General features: G+C 49.5%; 11 protein-coding genes. 8 read left to right on the top strand and 3 right to left on the bottom strand.

The genetic code is table 11. The features are described 5' to 3' along the window. Positions 1 to 474: 474 nt before the first annotated feature. From L3D05_RS11630 to L3D05_RS11615, 4 genes are all read left to right on the top strand, one after another. A complete protein-coding gene (locus tag L3D05_RS11630; RefSeq protein ID WP_239616221.1) occupies positions 475 to 2,139 on the top strand; it encodes a sulfatase family protein in 1,665 nt (554 codons plus the stop codon). Positions 2,140 to 2,563: 424 nt separating this feature from the next. Beyond that, the gene (locus tag L3D05_RS11625; protein ID WP_239616220.1) at positions 2,564 to 3,478 is read left to right on the top strand and encodes a helix-turn-helix transcriptional regulator; all 915 of its coding nucleotides are present in this window, start codon (positions 2,564 to 2,566) and stop codon (positions 3,476 to 3,478) included. 188 nt (positions 3,479 to 3,666) lie between these two features. Beyond that, positions 3,667 to 4,569, top strand: a complete 903-nt coding sequence (locus L3D05_RS11620; protein ID WP_239616219.1) for an alpha/beta hydrolase — start codon at positions 3,667 to 3,669, stop codon at positions 4,567 to 4,569. A 270-nt stretch (positions 4,570 to 4,839) separates the two neighbouring features. Continuing rightward, positions 4,840 to 8,304, top strand: a complete 3,465-nt coding sequence (locus L3D05_RS11615; RefSeq protein ID WP_239616218.1) for an S-layer homology domain-containing protein — start codon at positions 4,840 to 4,842, stop codon at positions 8,302 to 8,304. 411 nt (positions 8,305 to 8,715) lie between these two features. Here L3D05_RS11615 and L3D05_RS11610 read toward each other — a convergent pair whose 3' ends face one another. Continuing rightward, positions 8,716 to 9,456, bottom strand: a complete 741-nt coding sequence (locus L3D05_RS11610) for an SDR family NAD(P)-dependent oxidoreductase (protein ID WP_239616217.1) — start codon at positions 9,454 to 9,456, stop codon at positions 8,716 to 8,718. Positions 9,457 to 9,574: 118 nt separating this feature from the next. Here L3D05_RS11610 and L3D05_RS11605 point away from each other — a divergent pair, with 118 nt between their 5' ends. Beyond that, positions 9,575 to 10,468: a LysR family transcriptional regulator gene (locus L3D05_RS11605; RefSeq protein ID WP_239616216.1), complete on the top strand. Its 894-nt coding sequence runs from the start codon at positions 9,575 to 9,577 to the stop codon at positions 10,466 to 10,468. Between the two features lie 192 nt (positions 10,469 to 10,660). On the opposite strand, the gene L3D05_RS11600 is transcribed toward L3D05_RS11605, so the two are convergent. Next, positions 10,661 to 11,134, bottom strand: coding sequence for an SRPBCC family protein (locus tag L3D05_RS11600; RefSeq protein ID WP_239616215.1), 474 nt, complete (start codon positions 11,132 to 11,134; stop codon positions 10,661 to 10,663). 115 nt (positions 11,135 to 11,249) lie between these two features. Here L3D05_RS11600 and L3D05_RS11595 point away from each other — a divergent pair, with 115 nt between their 5' ends. Then, positions 11,250 to 11,663, top strand: a complete 414-nt coding sequence (locus L3D05_RS11595; RefSeq protein WP_239616476.1) for a winged helix-turn-helix transcriptional regulator — start codon at positions 11,250 to 11,252, stop codon at positions 11,661 to 11,663. Between the two features lie 148 nt (positions 11,664 to 11,811). Here the strand turns inward: L3D05_RS11595 and L3D05_RS11590 are convergent, their stop codons facing one another. Next, a complete protein-coding gene (locus L3D05_RS11590) occupies positions 11,812 to 13,197 on the bottom strand; it encodes an MFS transporter (protein ID WP_239616214.1) in 1,386 nt (461 codons plus the stop codon). 125 nt (positions 13,198 to 13,322) lie between these two features. Between L3D05_RS11590 and L3D05_RS11585 the strand changes: the two genes are divergently transcribed. Both L3D05_RS11585 and L3D05_RS11580 read left to right on the top strand, forming a co-directional pair. Further along, a complete protein-coding gene (locus L3D05_RS11585; RefSeq protein ID WP_239616213.1) occupies positions 13,323 to 14,189 on the top strand; it encodes a helix-turn-helix transcriptional regulator in 867 nt (288 codons plus the stop codon). A 249-nt stretch (positions 14,190 to 14,438) separates the two neighbouring features. Then, complete coding sequence (locus L3D05_RS11580) at positions 14,439 to 17,516, top strand: AfsR/SARP family transcriptional regulator (RefSeq protein ID WP_239616212.1); 3,078 nt, start codon at positions 14,439 to 14,441, stop codon at positions 17,514 to 17,516. The last annotated feature ends 197 nt before the right edge of the window (positions 17,517 to 17,713 follow it).

Genomic DNA, 17,713 nt, shown 5'->3' with positions numbered 1-17,713 from the left:
GCACTTTTTTGGCCTTGGTGCCCCATGAGCATCGAAGTCGGCTCAATGAAGGCACTTTTTTGGCCTTGGTCCCCATGAGTATCGAGAATCGGCTCAATGAAGGCACTTTTTTGGCCTTGGTGCCCCATGAGTATCGAGAATCGGCTCAATATAGGCACTTTTTTGGCCTTGGTGCCCCATGAGCATCGAAGTCGGCTCAATGAAGGCACTTTTTTGGCCTTGGTCCCCATGAGTATCGAGAATCGGCTCAATGAAGGCACTTTTTTGGCCTTCGTGCCCCATGAGCATCGCGACTCGACTCATCCTTCAATGAAATCGCCAATGCCATAGCCGAGATCTCCTCGCAATCTCGAGGAATTGCAGGCACTGGTAGGGAACTTTAAGGTGTAAACGACCGAAAACGATCAGGGTATGACTTTATGAACCCTTGGCGACATATCTATGGTAAAAACCCGATCTAGGGATGTGGTTGCCATGAAGGATAAGGATAGGCGTTCGCTGCTCGAAAAACCAAATTTTCTCGTGCTGCTCGTCGATGAGGAACGGTATCCTCCTATTTACGAGAACCCGGAAATCAAACTATGGCGCAAGAGCAATCTCATTACGCAGGAACGGCTAAGATCTCATAGCCTGGAATTCCATAGGCATTATATTGGAAGCAGCGCATGCTGTCCTAGCCGGGCGACATTGTTTACGGGCCAATATCCATCGCTTCACGGCGTTAGTCAGACGACCGGGATTGCGAAGCGAGCTTTCGATTCGGATATGTTCTGGCTGGATCGCAATACGGTGCCGACGATGGGGGATTACTTTCGCGAAGCCGGATATCAAACCTACTATCGGGGAAAATGGCACATCTCCTATGAAGACATCGTCATTCCCGGAACGCATAACGGCCTTGCCAGCTACAATCCCGTCACGGGGGTGCCCGACATACCGCGGGAGGCCCTCTATGAGAATGCCGATCGATTGGATAGCTTTGGGTTCAACGGTTGGATCGGTCCGGAGCCGCACGGCAGAAATCCGAGAAATTCGGGTTCTTCCGCGGCGATCGGCCTAAGCGGCCGAGATGAAGTCTACGGTGCGGAAGCGGCCCGGTTAATAGAGACGCTCGACCGTCAACATCATGAGGACCGGGAAGCCCCTCCATGGTTAATCGTAGCTTCCTTCGTGAATCCGCACGACATTGTTTTGTATGGAGACGTTACGGCCCGGCTCCCCGTATTTCAGTTCGACGTCGAACCGATGCCGGAAGTCGCTCCTCCTCCGACCTTGGATGAATCGTTAGCCACAAAACCGCGATGCCAGGCCAGTTATCGGGATCTCTATCCGATAGCCTTGCAGCCCATTACCGATCAGACGCACTACCGCAAACTTTACTATCAGCTACAGAAAAATGCGGATAAGCAAATGCACAGGGTTTTCGAAGCGTTAACCCGCTCCTCCTTCTATGACAACACGATCGTGATTTTCACGTCCGACCACGGGGACCTGCTCGGGGCTCATGGCCGCCAGTTTCAGAAAATGTACAGCGCCTACGAGGAAATTTTGCATGTCCCTTTGCTCATATACAATCAACATCTTTTTCCCCGGAAAGATGACTGTCAGGCATTGACCAGCCATATGGATCTGCTGCCTACGATGCTAGGGTTAGCTAATGCCGATGTGACAGAGATTCAAGATCGATTGAGGAACAGATTCAGCGAAGTTCATCCCTTCGTTGGGCGTAATCTTGCTCCCTATGTGAGAGAACGTAATCCATCCGGTATTGTCGATGAACCGGTTTATTTCATGACCGACGACGATATAACCCGCGGCCAGCACCAAGTGAGTCCTTTGGGAATACCCTATTCCCCGGTTGTTCAGCCTAACCGCATCGAGACCGTCATCACGACCATTCAACGAAATGATAAGAAGGAATTGTGGAAGTACTCCCGATATTTCGATAATGTCCAGCCCTGGAACCCGCCGGCGGTTCAGGACGAATATGAGCTATATCACTTATCCGAGGATCCCTTGGAAATACGTAATCTTGCTTACGCGAATACCACAGAGTACACCCAGAGCATTCACCAACAGATGATCAAGCTGTTGGATGAACAGCGGCGACGCAAACGACTTTATCCTCAACAACGATAAAGTGCACTGAGCCCCATAAGCCTCCAATCCGAAGCAAGACTGCGGATTGGAGGCTTATTTGCCATTCTAGACCGGAAGAAATCCAACATTCGCATAGCGGAGGGAAATCTGATTAATACTATGGCGCAGTTGCCGATTTTGGATTTTCCGCAATGGTGGAAATATATTTCACGATTAAATTTATGGTGAAATTAATTCCATAGTCCCGGCATGGGACAGTTAGGGACAAAGATCAAAAAAGCGGTAGTCAAGATTCGCGTGGATACGATCTGAGAACGTTTAGGGAGACCTCTAGAAATAGGGGTCTCCTTTTTTGTCGCTGCCATCGATCCAAGGAATGTGCTTTACGAACAAAGAAGGTGTAGGTATGATGATTTAAGGAATAAATTGGTTTTTAATTTGGTGTGGGGGTAGGCCAAATATTATGCAGCTCTGGACGGAAGGGAAAACCTATTATACGGGAATCCGGATAGGGATGGCATACGCATCGGAAGATTACAGCCATGAAGATCGTGAGGTTCCGCTCGGTTACCGTATTCTCTTAGTTAGGGAAGGGACCGGTATGATGCAGGTAGGGGACGTTCTCTATCCCGTAGTCGCTCCGGGCCTCTATTGCCTGAATGATAAGGACAAAGTGAGGTTTCGGACAAGCGCTTCGCTGAAGAGCCTATCTTTATTGTTCGATCCCAGCGTAATCAATGATCAGATGACTCAGCTGTTGCAGGATCATTATGTAGGAAAGAACGGAGCGGGGACCGATTTTCAGGATATATGGATGTTGGAGCCTTTTATCGAACGTTCTTCGGCCTATTACGGTTGTATGCTTCTGGACAGTTCTGCCGCCAAGTACGTGGAGGAGATCTTGAACGAGGTCGGCAGCAACTTGACGGTTCAGCCCGATTCGTACTGGCCTTGCCGCAGTCGCTCGTATCTGATGGAGTTGCTATTCAGAATTCGCCTATTGTATCCGCGGATCGGCTATACGCCGTCAGCTATCCCCCAAACCGGGCCGGAAGCCATTAGACCGATCATTGAATATTTGCATACGAACTATAAATACAAGATCAAGCTAGAGGATTTAACTTCCCGATTCCATGTGAACCGGACGACGTTGAACGACTGGTTCAAACAATCGACGGGCCATTCGGTCATCTCTTACTTATGCCAGATCCGAATGCGCATTGCGGACCCCATGCTGCGCAATACGACGCTTCCCATATCGGAAATTATGGAGATGGTCGGGATTCGGGACGATGCCCACTTCATTAGGCAGTTCCGGAAATATTCGGGCCACTCCCCAGCCGAGTACATAACGAAGTATTGTACTATGCTTAGTTGATGAGGTCATAGGCGCTCCCTTCGGGGGCGCTTTTTTTGTTGCGTTGCAGCACGTTCTATGAAAGCTGTCGATAGTCAGGAACGTGCTGTGGATATTCAGTACACACGGGAAAAAGTTATTGTTAGAATTCAGAAGGGCCCAGAAATACGGAAACATCACCCTAAAAACGAAAGCAGGAGATAGGAATTATGAAGCGATTAAGAGTATTGGGATTTATTCTTCTTTTGTGCATATTAGGACAATCGGTTGTTGTTTCTGCGGCTCCACGGGCAAGTCGTGCGACTTCTTCTACGCTCAAGGTTACATTTTTCAGCGAGGCGATGCAGAAGGACATGAGGTTGAACGTCTACTTACCGCCTAACTATGATGGACAGGACAAATATCCCGTCTTGTACGTTCTGCATTCTTACAAGCTTAATGAAAACCATTGGTTCGATGCGTTGAAAATTACGCAAAAGGCGGATGCTCTGATCGCGAGCGGGAAAATCGAGCCGCTGATCATTGTTGCGCCGGAGATGGATAATAGCTTTGGCGTGAACTCTTCCGATAAGCCAGGGTATATAGCGGAGAGTGGGAAGCCGGGCGACGAAGGGGTGTTAACGACCGGACCTTATGAGGATTACGTAACGAAGGACGTCATTTCCTACGTAGATACTCATTTTAATACGATTAAATCACGCAACAGCCGTTATATCGGAGGTACATCGATGGGCGGATTCGCGGCGCTTCATATTGGCCTTCGCAATCCTAATCTATTCGGTAAAGTGGGCGGACACTCTCCAGCGATATTCGTCGGGCAAATGTGGGAACCGCTAGAGAAATTGGTTTACCCGACTCAAGACGTTAGAAAAGTAAGCGATCCTCTTAGCTTGGCGGCAAACCAAAAATTGAATAAAGTACAAATTTACCTCGACTTGGGCGACCAAGACGACTTCAAGGACGCCACTAAGAAATTAAGTGATATTTTCAGCGGGGTAAAAACGAAATCATTCCAGTTCCACGTAACTAAGGGCGGACACCATGATGATGCTTATTGGAGCAGCCAAGTAGACAACTACCTGCAATTTTACGCCGGACCGGAATCGGAGTAAGTAACGCATACCTCTCAATCGGCCTTCCTTTGGAAGGTCGTTTTTTTTAGCCTAGAACAGCCATTTCATCCAGTACGCTGCTTCCATTAATAATCCGCTACGATCTTCCGCATAAAGTTATGCAGAGCATAATGTCAAACTTTTCATCGAGAAAATGTCAAGGTATTGAAATTCCATTAATATTTCATTAATAAAAGTCGTTTTAATACTTGTTAAAATATAAGGAGTGAAAAAGAAGAAACGCTTTATAACATAGGAGTGGTGAGAAAGTTGCAGCATTATTTGCGAAGAAGCATGTCCATTTTTATGATCGTCACCTTGCTAATTAGTTCAGGGCTATTTGCACCGACTCCAGCTAAGGCGGATTCAGCCGAAGAAACCTACGTATGGACATTAACAAGTCCAGTGGTCTTGAGAGCTATTGCATATGGAAATAACCTTTATGTAGGAGCAGGGCTAAACGGACTTATCTACACCTCACCGGACTTAGTGACCTGGACGCAGCAGGATGTGAGTGCCCAGACCAATAAGGGAGTTAATACCGTTAAATTTTTAAATGGAAAATTTCATGCCGCAACTGGACGGGACGATGGCAGGACGGGAGCTTTTTTCATCTATTCAAGTGACGGCACAAATTGGAGTGCCGGGACCAGCAGTACAAACTATAATTCCTATGAATTTTCTTCAATTGCTTATGCGAATAACAAGTACCTGGCAACCTCATCTAATGGTGGAGGGATTGAACAATCTTCCACAGGTGCAGCTTGGAGTAATACGACAGTTGGAGTGGGTGCTCCCCGTTATTATGACATTACATATGTTAGTAACCGTTTTGTTCTAGTTGGCAGCAGTATAGACAACAGAGTTGGAGTAGTTAGACAGTCTGTGGACAATACGGGAACCACATGGGAATCAGACGTATCGCTTACCAATGTGAGTCGTTTAAATGGTATAGCGTCGGATGGCAACCAAGTCATTGCGGTCGGTGATGGCGGAACAATTTTTCGTACAGACGCTACTACAAGTCCTCTTCTACCAACTGTAGCCGTAACCTCTCCTGTCAACAGTACTCTTAATAAAGTGGCCTATGACAGCGGCAACGGCGGGCTCTATGTTGCAGTAGGCATGAGTGGTGCGATTATTACTTCAATTGATGGGATTAATTGGAAAATTGAAACAGCAACACCCGGGTTAGGGTATTATAGGGACGTCATCTTCGGGAAAAATACTTTCGTTGCTGTGGCAGGTAATGGCGTGTACATAAGAGGCGCAATGGTTAGCTTTGACAGCAAGGGTGGAACGACTGTGAGCAGCCAAGGCGTGCCAATTAATACTAAAGCCAATCAACCGCAAGTGCCGATAAGGACCGGCTATACTTTCGCTGGTTGGTATACCGATACTGAGACGACGTCACTGTTCGACTTTGAATCAACGACAATAACAACAAATATTACGCTATATGCAAAATGGACGTCGTTATTGCCGCTTTCAGCGCCTGCGAATGTGACAGCGATAGTTGGGGATCAGCAGGCCATGATATCGTGGAGCTCTGTGACCGGAGCTACTTATTATAATATTTATCAAGGAACTGCATCCAATACTTATAGTCACACACCAGTAGCGACTGTATCGGGCACTACTTATCATTACAACGCGATAAATCTAACGAACGACACAACCTATTATTTTGCAATCAAGGCGGGTAGTACAGAAAACAGCAGCACATACTCCAACGAAGTGGTCGTGACACCGGAAGCGGTTGTGCTCCCTACACTATCAGCAGTTAACGTATCCAGCGATAATCCGCATTCGGATTTAGCTAAAGCTGGAGACACGGTGACATTGACATTTACGGCGAATAAAGACTTAAACGGACTTCCTACCGTTGTAATAGCAGGTCATTCTGCAGACGTTGCAAGTGTTGGCAGCTCTGTTTACACGGCTAAGTATACATTCAGGGGAATTGAACCTGAAGGAGTTGTAGCGTTTACAATTGATTATGCGGATAGTGTTGGGAATGCTGGAAATACAGTAAGCACAACAACCGACGGAAGCAGCGTGATCTTGGATAACGTACCGCCATCAGGGACACTCCTTATCAACAGCGGCGCTTCGTCGACCGCCACGATAGCAGTCGCATTATCGGTGTCAAGTACAGATGGCAACGGTTCGGGAGATATACAGATGCGGTTTTCCAATGATAATGTCGACTGGAGTGCATGGGAAACTGTTGTCGCAACCAAAGCATGGACACTGACAGGCGGCAGCGGGACAAAGACCGTGTATATGGCGCTCAAAGATAAAGCAGGTAATGTGGCAACACAAGTGATTTCGGCTGCCATTGAGTTAAGGGCAACTTCTTCTGGCTCTTCTAGCTCGGGTGGCAACTCCTCACAAATTGAATTCATCACGGCGAATGTTGAAAATGCAGGCAATGCGAATAAAACCGTTGTATCAACAGTGATCATCAGACGTACGACAGACGCAAAGGGTCAAAAGAAGGACGACTTCAATTTCACAACGGAGCAAGTCGCTAAACTGGTGGAGCAGCTTGCGGCAGCCGGTTCTTCATCAGCTCGAATCGTGATACCTGATACAAAAGATGAAGTGTCGGAATTGAATGTTACTTTTCCGAAAGCTTCTGCTGAACTCTTGGGTGAAAATGGAATAGAGATCGAGCTTGTCACAAGTAATGTGCGAATTGACATACCAAGTGATTCGATGCAGGGATTAAAGGAAGATATTTATTTCCGTGTTGTTCCAGTGAAAGAAGAGGAAAAGCGCAAGGAAACTGAGCAGCGTGCAAGAGCAGAGCAGAAGGTACAGCTTGGAACTGGCAGCAAGAGCGCGGACGTAATCGGTCGTCCGATGATCATTGAAACGAATCTGCAAAACCGTCCGGTTACACTGGTACTGCCTTTGAGCGAAGTATCACTGACTAAGCAGCAATTAGACGATTTGGGAATTTTCATCGAGCATAGCGACGGGACGAAAGAGTTTGTCAAAGGCGAAATCGTCACCTATGGTGAGTCAGGTAAATTAGGCATTCGCTTTGTAATCAATAAATTTAGTACGTTTACGATTGTTTATATGGAAAATTGGAATAAGGTAGCAAGAGCAGATAAGACATCTCACAAAGCATTCGTTTCCGGATACTCAGACGGATTGTTTAAACCTGATGCCCGTATTACCCGTGCAGAGATGGCGACTATAGCCGCAAGGGTGCTGGATAAAGAAATGAGGGCAACATCCATCTCCTTTACGGATGTTCCAGCGGCACATTGGGCGAAGGATGCAATTGATCGTGTGACGAAAATGGGATTGATGAAGGGTTATCCGGACGGCAGCTTTAAACCCGAGCAAACCATCACACGGGCTGAAATGGCAAGTATGGTTGTCCGGATGAAGGGCGATATTGCAGCTAACTTCAATGGAAGTATGTTCCCTGATGTGGATGGCCATTGGGCGCAAAAAGCGATAGTAAGTGCGAAAGCAGTCGGCATTATTAATGGTTATCCAGATGGAACTTTCCGTCCGGAAGCAGAATTGTCCCGTGCTGAGGCCATTACAATGATTAGTAAGCTGCTTGAGAGAGGTCCGCTAAGCGGTGTGAATCCGAAATGGACGGACGTCCCTGCGACGCATTGGGCGTTTGGCTATATTCAGGAAGCTTCAATTAATCATGCAGCCGGTAAAAATACGGACGATGGGGAACAAGGCGTTCAGATTCCGTAGAAAGTAATTACATTGCGGAATTCAGTAAGGACACATTCTGTAAGCAACTAGACTAATGATCAGGCTATTGAAAAATGCACAAGCGTCTTTGGAGAGTTATATACGATGAACAGACGATGGGGCACCCAAAGGGTGCCCTATCAGATTATCTATGTATAACTTTGATTGTATCCAACCTCTACGATGTGATAGTTCTCTTTGTTCTGCGGATAAAGAGAACTCGCTAGCCTTCCGGCACAGGTGGTAAAGCAGGAGCTTCCCCGTTGATTTTGACACCGTCCAGTATCGTATTCTCCTTTGGCGGTTAAGTGCCGCGGCGCATTTTTCGCCGATAGACCCGCTAAGCTGAACCGTATCACAAGTAAAGCGAAGTTTCTTAACTTCTATCCGATCGTAGCGGATTCTCGTCTCTTACAAAGACTGTCCGCTGTCAACCGTGATGATCTGGCCGGTCATCGCATCCTGTTCCAAGGCCGCGCAGATCATGGATGCGATATCTTCAGGTGTCGAGATGCGCTTCAAGAGAAGGCGGGGTGCAAGCTTGTTCATTTGTTCTTCTCTTCCGACCCACCATCTTGTAGCGACGGCTCCCGGCACGATACAGTTAACCCGAATATCGGGGGCCAAGGCTTTTGCTAGCGACTTCGTTAGACCGTGAACAGCTGCTTTGGATACAGCGTAGGGAAGTGAAGAGCCCAATCCGGTCTGTCCGGCGATACTGCCTAGATTGACGATCGCTCCTTGAATATTTTCCTTCATATACGGGGCAACAGCCCGAGCGCAGTAAAACATGCCCTTCACATTCACATCGAATAATTCGTCCCATACTTCCTCCGTTGCCGCCTCCAAATTATCCATCGAAATATGCTTGGTGATGCTGGCATTATTAACGAGCAGGTCGACCGTACCGAATCGCTGCACGGCAGTTTGAACCATGGCCCGTACTTCTCCATCTTGGGATACGTCAGCTTGGATGGCTATAGCTCGCCCTCCCTCATCGTTGATCCTTTGCACGGTTTCATCCGCATCAACTTGAGAACGCGAATAGTTCACGATCACGATTGCTCCCCGCTTAGCCAGAGCAACACTGGTTGCCCTGCCAATCCCCGTACCGCCGCCCGTAACAAGGGCTACTTTGTTCATTAATTCCATCTAAAATCCACTCCCTCAGTTTTTTTACTTATATTGTAATTTGATTAACGGAATTTGTATAATTGAACTAACTGAACGTTTGGTTCAATTTTCTTGAACCGCATTAGGGGGATGGATCGTGGATCTCAAAACGCTGAAAACCTTTCAAATGATCGTGAAACACGGAAGCTTTAACCGTGCAGCACAAGAAATGAACTACGTGCAATCGACAGTTACGATGCAAATACAAAAGCTTGAATCGGAATTGGGTGTTCAGCTTATCGAACGGGGGAAAGAAGTCGGCCTTACGGAGGCGGGAAGGCTGTTTTATGACCAGAGTCTACAAATCGTAAAGAATATGGAGCAGCTTCGAGCAAGCTTATCGGATTTGAAATCCGGCGAAGCAGGGCACATACGCATTGGAGTAACGGAGCCTACGGCCAGTTATCGTTTGCCAGGTATTCTGAAGAAGTTTATGTCCATGTACCCGAAAATTCGCATCTCCTTAGAAATCTCGAGTACGACACACCTTACAGAGCAGATCCTTAAGGGAGAAATCGATTATTCGCTTTGCACGGCACCTAGCTTAGGGTCGGATTTATATTTCGAGCCCTTATTTAAGGAAGAGTTTGTGGCACTATTGCCCGAGGATCATCCGCTTGCGCAGAAAGCGGTCATTGAACCGGAAGATTTTCAGGAGTATCGTCTCCTCGTCACATCGGCGAGTTGTCCGTATCGAAGGAAGTTGGAGATGACGATGCAGGAGAAGGGGAATGTGACGCTTAACACCATGGAGATCGGGAGTATGACGGCGTTGAAATATTATGTCGAGAACGGGCTGGGGATCGCCCTTGTCCCTAAAATAACGGTGGAATCCGGTATAAAGGGATCTACGGTCAGGACGATCACCGGAAGCCTAATCGATATGACATTCGGGATCTTATGCAAGGAATCGGCATACCCGTTCCAACTGGCGAGTCAGAAGCTTTATCAACATCTAAAGCAAGCATTAACTTCTCATCCCGAAGGATAAGAGTCAATAGGACGTCGCTTTCCTACCTGCAGCCGCCAGCAGGCAGGAATGGGGCCTTGTACCGAATCGACATGCCGAAGGCACCCAAACGGGTGCCTTCTACTTCGCTCTATAGGATGATTAGGATGATACGGAGAGGCCCATTCAAGCAATGCGGGAAACGGTAAGCGCATATGGGATAGCCAGGCCTTTTTAAGAGTTTTCTAAGCCGTGTTTGTTTACAATTCGCTCGCTCTGGTTGGGATGGCCCTTACCTTCCGTAATCAAGCTGCGCAGGCTGCCGTTGATATAGGTGCCCCAGGAGTCCGAGCAGACGCTGTAGCATTCGTATGTGGGCACTAGACCTACGTGCGTAAAGCGAACCTCCGTTTGGTCGCCTTTCTTGGCGATTTCAAAGACAATGTCGGTGTCCTTCCACTCGCTCTTGTCCGTTACGAAGTTAAAGTAGTTGTCTGTAACGTGCCAAACAACCTTTTTACCTGGAATAAGCTCAGTGATTTCGATAGTGCAGCGGTGAATGTCTCGGTAGTGATGCTTAAATTCGCCAAGTTCGTCGGTTCTGCCTTCGAGATCTTCCGACCACCATCCGCGTGCGTTATTGATGGCGGCGAAGACTTCTTCGGGACTTTGGTCTACGGTAAAAGAAGTACTGTAATTTTGATCCATTCGGAAAACACCTACCCATTATTTGTTAACTTCACTAGTGAGTATAGATCATGTACTTGCGATATGCAAGTACATTTAATTGCAAAATGCAAGCACAGAGCGTATAATCTTGCTTATGAAAAAGCGACCGTCTACAGTTTGTCCAATCGTATATGCGCTCGACATATGGGGTGATCCATGGAGCCTAGTCATACTTCGTGACGTCCTTATCCATAACAAGCGGCATTACCGCGAGTTTCTTGCTTCGCGCGAGCGCATCTCGACCAATATTTTGAGTGCACGTCTTCAATCGCTCGTTGACGCAGGCCTGCTCGTCAAGACAGAAGGAGATTCAAACCGCGCACAAACTATGTACCGACCCACGCAAAAGGCGCTTGACTTGTTTCCGGTCGTATTTGCCATTATGCACTGGGGCCTGAAATACAACCCCAATACCGATATGACGATTCCGATCATGCAAGAACTAACAACAAACGAAAAAGGGCTGGAGTTGCGCCTTTTGCAGAATTTCGAGGATGTTACTTCTTAGCATAGGAATTCTTAAAGAAGCCCTTTAAGATGGGGCTTCTTTTTTAACTTGGAAAAATTGCCGTTACAGACTGAGTTATCCTGTTCGCGAATATTTTTGTGAATCCGGTAAGCAGCGGAAACACGCTCGCGCCGCGACAGGCGTCTGCTCAGCGGCCACGGTGGCCAAGACGCAGCAGTGACAGCACGCCGCCGGCAAGCAGCACGGTCGAAGCGACGATCAATGCGGTATGCAAGCCGCTGACGAACGAGTCGTTTGAGTTGGCGATCGCACCCAGAAGAGCAACGCCGAGCACGGCGCCGAGTTGTCGGCTGGAGTTAAGCGCTCCTGAAGCGATGCCGGCTTGCTCTTTGGGCACGGAAGAGACGACGGCGGCGATCAGCGACGGAATGGCGAAGGAAACGCCAAAGCCGGCAAGAAGCTGCGCGATCAAGGCGATGACATACGAACTGTTCTCTTTCGCCAAGAGCAGCACCAGCGAGCCTGCGGTCAGAAGCACAAAGCCGATCACCGCCGGTATTTTGGGACCGATCCGGCCTACGAGCCTCCCGGTCAGCATCGGGTTGAAGGTCGGTGGAAGCATGAACGGCAGGAACGCAAGACCAGCGGCGAACGTGGAGTAGCCGAGCGTCTGTTGGAAGTAAAGCGATAGCAGAAACAGCAGGCCGGAAAAGGCGAAATTAACCGCTAACCCCGCTGCTAGCCCCGTAGAGAAATTGGAAACGCGGAATAGGCCGAGCGGCAGCATCGGCGACTTGCCGAGTGCTTCGAACAGCACGAACAGCGCCGCACCGACCGCAGCAACGATAAAAGCGATTGTGACCTGCGGAGCGGACCAGCCGATCGCACCGCCCTGTACCAGGCCGAAGGTGAGCGCACCAACGGCGACGATAGCGGTAAGTTGTCCTCCAGCGTCGAAGCTAGCTTCAGGGCGACGAGACGTCTCGCGCGTTCCCGCTGCGGCTACGGCGATGCTTACGAGTGCAATGGGTACATTCAACAGGAAAATACTGCGCCAGCCAAACGAATCTACGAGCACGCCTCCGACGACCGGCCCGGCCGCCATCGCGATACCGGATATCGAAGCCCAGACGCCGAGCGCGCGGGCGCGGGCGGCTGGGTTCGGGTACGCGTGAGCGAACAAGGCCATTGAAGCTGGCAGTAACGCCGCGCCACCTATCCCGAGTAATGCCCGCGCGGTGATCAGCATGGTGAGCGAAGACGCAGCGGCAGATAGAACGGAAGCAGCGAGAAAGACGGTAAGACCCGCGATGAACAGCCGTTTGGCGCCGAAGCGGTCGGCCAGCGAGCCTGCCGCCAGCAGCAAGCATGCGTATACGATCGTGTAGGCGTTGGAAGCCCATTGCATGCCTGCGAATCCGCCGCCCAAATCGGATCTGATTGCCGGGAGGGCCACGTTTAATACGGTCATGTCGAGCAGAACGATAAAATAGCCGAGGGAAAGTCCAATCAACAGGAGAGAGTGCGTTGTTGGCTTCGTCGCATACGCTTGCGTAAGGGATGATTGATTCATGTCAGGCCGCCCCATTTCCAAAATATGAGTATTCTATGCGTTCTATAGTGTACAATGGAAAAAAGCACCCAACGAGAAGTGAGTTTATCCTGGGATAGAAACTCGTAGGATAGGGGGACGTTCAAGTGGAACAAACGAAGTACGATCGCCTTCTGGAGCTATCCCATTTTTTGCGCAGTCGCCGTGAACGCCTTACTCCGGAACGTGCCGACTTGCCGGAAGGCGGACGACGGCGTACGCCTGGACTGCGGCGTGAAGAGGTCGCCGCTCTGGCCGGCGTTAGTATCGATTGGTATACGAGGTTAGAGCAAGGAAGAGACATCCAGGTGTCAACGCAGGTGCTGGACAGCATCGCGCGCGCGCTGCGGTTGAGCGTCAATGACCGTAGACATTTATTCCACCTGGCGCTTAAGCAAGAGCCGCTTGAGTCACAGTCGCCGCGGCCTACCGTGTCTCCGGCGTTGCAGCGTTTTCTCGACTTGCAGGAGGTTGCCCCCGCGTTTGTCGTCGATCCCACGATTACGGTGATTGCCTGGAACAAGGCTGCATCCGCCATTTACGGCGATTACGCCGTGATGTCGGAGTTGGAACGGAACTCGGTATGGCGCACCTTTATGTCGCCATACATGCGCGAGCTGCTGAGAGAAGGTTGGGAAGAGCATGCAAGACGGCAATTGGCCCGTTTCCGTGCCGGTTACGGCCGGTTCGTAGGCGATCCGTGGTGGACGGAACGGATTCAAGAATTGATCCGGATCAGCCCGGAGTTTCGGCAGTGGTGGCCGGATCGGGACGTGCTTTACTCGCCAGAGGGGAAGAAACTCATCTACCACCCGACTGCGGGCAATCTGGCCTTTGAGAATGTGTCATTTCAAGCGAACGAGAATCCGGATCTGCAAATTAAAGTGAGTACGCCTTTGGCTGATTACGACACGGCAAGCAAGATTCGCCGGTTGATCGCGGAGAATGATGCGGCAGCAGAAAGGGCCACCTGACAGGCGCGATATCGAGTCGTCAAATCGTCGCTCCGCTATTCGTCTATATAAACAGATCAAGGCACCCAATCGGGTGCCTTTCGATTTCGCCGTCAGAGTGATAAGGTGAACCGTATCATAAGTAGGGCGAAAATAGAACGAGTCATTACTGAGACAGATGTTTCTTATAAAGCATAGGAATTTATGAGGAAGTGTCGAATTTATACCTAATTACTCATTTTCTGTCTATTTAATATGGAGGGCTACCGAATGATTGCTGCAACTAAGCTCCATATCCCGTATGAACGGAATGCGTTGGTTGTCCGATCGGAACTGCTTCTACTGCTAAACGAGGGCATGGATGCGAAGCTGACGCTCTTATTCGCGCCATCCGGCTATGGGAAAACGACGGCATTAAGCGAATGGGCCAAACAAAGCGGCAAGCTTGTTGCGTGGGTGTCACTGGGCAAGCAGGATGATGAGTGGATCACATTCTGGAAGACGGTCATCGCTTCGATCCAGAATCGTGTCGACGGCTTTGGCCAGACCTTATGGCCGTTGCTGGCGGAGGGGCCTTCTGCGTCTTCTGCGTCGATGGAGCCGGCGATGACTGTGCTGCTGAACGAGTTAAATCGACTGCCAGGCGAGCTGGTCATCATGTTTGACGATTATCATCTGGTGACGATGCCAGCCATCCAGAAGTCGATGAGCTACTTGCTCGAATACCTTCCCGACCATATTCATTTATATATCGCAAGCCGCAATGACCTATCCTTCCCGACAACAAGATTGTTGGCGAAAGGCGAGATGCGACGGATTACGATCGAACAATTGCGGTTCCGACCTGAGGAAGTATCCGATTTCTTCCAAGAGACGACGGAATTGAAACTGTCGGCGGAGCAACTCAATATATTGTACAACCAAACCGAAGGCTGGATTAGTGGCTTGCGTCTGGCGGCTATCTCCCTGCAACGGAGCGGCAATGTGGCTGAAATGATCCGTCAGTTCAGCGGTCAGCAGCAGCTCGTATCCGATTACTTGCTGGAGGAAGTCATTCGCGATCTGCCGGAGGCGATGCGCGGTTTTTTGCTGCAAACCTCCGTGTTAAGCCAGATGAATTACGCCTTGTGCGAGGCGGTGACCGGTCAGGCGGGAGGCCAGCAACAGTTGGAACAATTGGAACTGCTTCAGCTATTCATTATTCCGTTGGATGATCAACGCAGCTGGTATCGCTATCATCATCTGCTGTCTGATTTCCTGCAGTCGATGCTCGCTCGAACAGAGCCCGAGCTGTGGATTCAGGCCAATATGCGTGCTGCGCAATGGCTTGAAAATAACGGCTTTGCCGAACAAGCGGCAGAGCACTATTTGGCAGGGCAGCAGTATGATGACGCCGTTCGCCTGATCGAGGGTCATCTGCATGAATTTCTGATTGGCGGTAAAAACGTCGTCGTTGCTCGCTGGGTGATGCAAGTGCCCGAGCAATACGTATCGAGTAAGCCGTTCCTTGAGCTTTTTTATCTGTATGCGATGATCGGTGCTCGGCAGTTTAGCGGCCTTCCGGAACGAGCAGAACGGCTTCGAGTCCGTTTCGAAGCGATGAAGAATCTTATAGACGCTGACGTATGGCGCGCGACGATGGGAGAAATCTATTACATCTGCGCTTCCGCTGCCTACATTACCAAAGACCTTGCCAGCACAGCCGAATATTTTATCCGCGGTGATGAGCTTGCACCGGAGCAAAGCTTGTTTATTCAAGGCGGCAACAATAGACATTATGCTGTTGAAGAATTCGATGATCATCTGAGCTACATTAACAACTATCATGGCGCGACACAATTATTCATCAGGATGACGGATCATTGGCGGAATCACGTAAACCATCCGTATGCGTCGCCGATGTATGCTTCAAACGCGAAGCTATTGTGCGAGTGGAATCGGTTAGAGGAAGCGGAAGATTGGATCAACCGTATGAAACGTGCTGACAGACTCGCGCCAGTTCCTCGCAATTTGTATCAATTATATGTGGCGGCTTCGAGAATTCAACAAGCGAGAGGCCGTTCATTTGAAGCTGCGATGCTGCTAGAACAACTTAAGCTGAAGATCGATTCACCGGATTATGAAATCTTCCTACGCAAAATCGAAGCGGAGCAGGCGAGCCTTGCGGTGCGTCAAGGCGACTTGGCGTCTGCTCAGCGGTGGTTGAAGCAATGCGGGATGTCTTACTCGGACGAAGCAACGCTGGACCAAGTGCCCGAACAGCTGGCGCTCGTGCGCGTGCTTGCCGCCTGCGGACAGTTCGAGCCGGCGCTAACTCTCGCAGAGCGGCTGTATCATCTTTTGACGAAGGAAGACCGTCTGCGGGACCGCATTCATATTCTGATATTGCAAAGTATGGCGTTATATCATGACGGTCGGATTGAGCCGGCGATGGCGAAGCTGGATATCGCACTGCGTATCGCGAAGCCGCAAGGGTTCATCCGCAGCTTCGTGGACGAAGGCTCGGCGATGGCGGAGCTGTTGTCTATTTATGTGCAGTCGTATGGAGACAAAGTTGTGGAATCAAAAGAAGTGTCAAATTATGCGAGTCTCTTACTACATGCGCTCAACGACCACCGTGCTTCACCGCGAATGAAGATTCGATGTTTTGGGAGGTTGCGAGTAGAGGCAGAGAACGGCTCTGCAATCAAGTGGCGGACATCCAAAACCGAGGAGTTGATGGCCTTTCTCCTTCACCATCGCGGCGAGGCGGTGAGCAGGGATCGAATTCTCGATTCTTTGTGGGGAGAGGTGCAAGTTGAAAGGGCAGGGGCCCAGTTTAATACGACGGCTCACTATTTACGCAAGGCTTTAAGCCAAATCGGCCTTGATGGCATCGTTCAGCATGTGGGAGACGGTTACCGAATCGATATGGGTCAGTTGGAATGTGATCTCGTTGATTGGGATCGTTTGCTGGCTGCTCAGACGCAGATCGATGACATCAAGCTGCGGGACTTTGCCAGTGAGCTAGTTCAATTATATGGAGAAGGCTATATGGCAGGAACTTCATACGTATGGGCAGAGCCGACGCGAGTTCGCCTGGAAAACCAGTACGTCGCGACGTTGCTTCGCCTCCATGAACGTGAGAAGGAAAAGGGACAATATGATGCCGCTGCGGAACTGCTGAGGCAGGCACTTGCGCGCGATCCGTTGAATGATTATATTCATGAGCTGCTCATCCGCGTGATGGTGTTGGCAGGTGACCGCTTTTCAGCGATCAAGCAATATGAGGCGCTCCAGAAGATGTTGTTGACCGAGTTCGGGATGGAGCCAAAGGAAGCGGTCAGGAGACTGCTGGATATAAACTGAAGCATTTTCTTCTTGGAAGGGAGTATCCCTCAGTCATCGAGGATGACTGAGGGATACTCCTTTTCTATGAGCGAATTGTTTAGGGTTTGTTTAGACCTGCTGTGCTAAGTTGTAGCAGAATATCGACATTGTAGTAGTTATTTTGTCTAATTTTATCGGCGCCTAAACTTTCGAAAAATGCCTAATGGAGCGGGACA

This window comes from Cohnella mopanensis (assembly GCF_022352055.1).
In the GTDB taxonomy this organism is placed as follows: Bacteria; Bacillota; Bacilli; order Paenibacillales; family Paenibacillaceae; genus Cohnella; species Cohnella mopanensis.
Note: the sequence above shows the minus strand (reverse complement) of the source record. Positions and strands in the feature narration are given on the sequence as shown.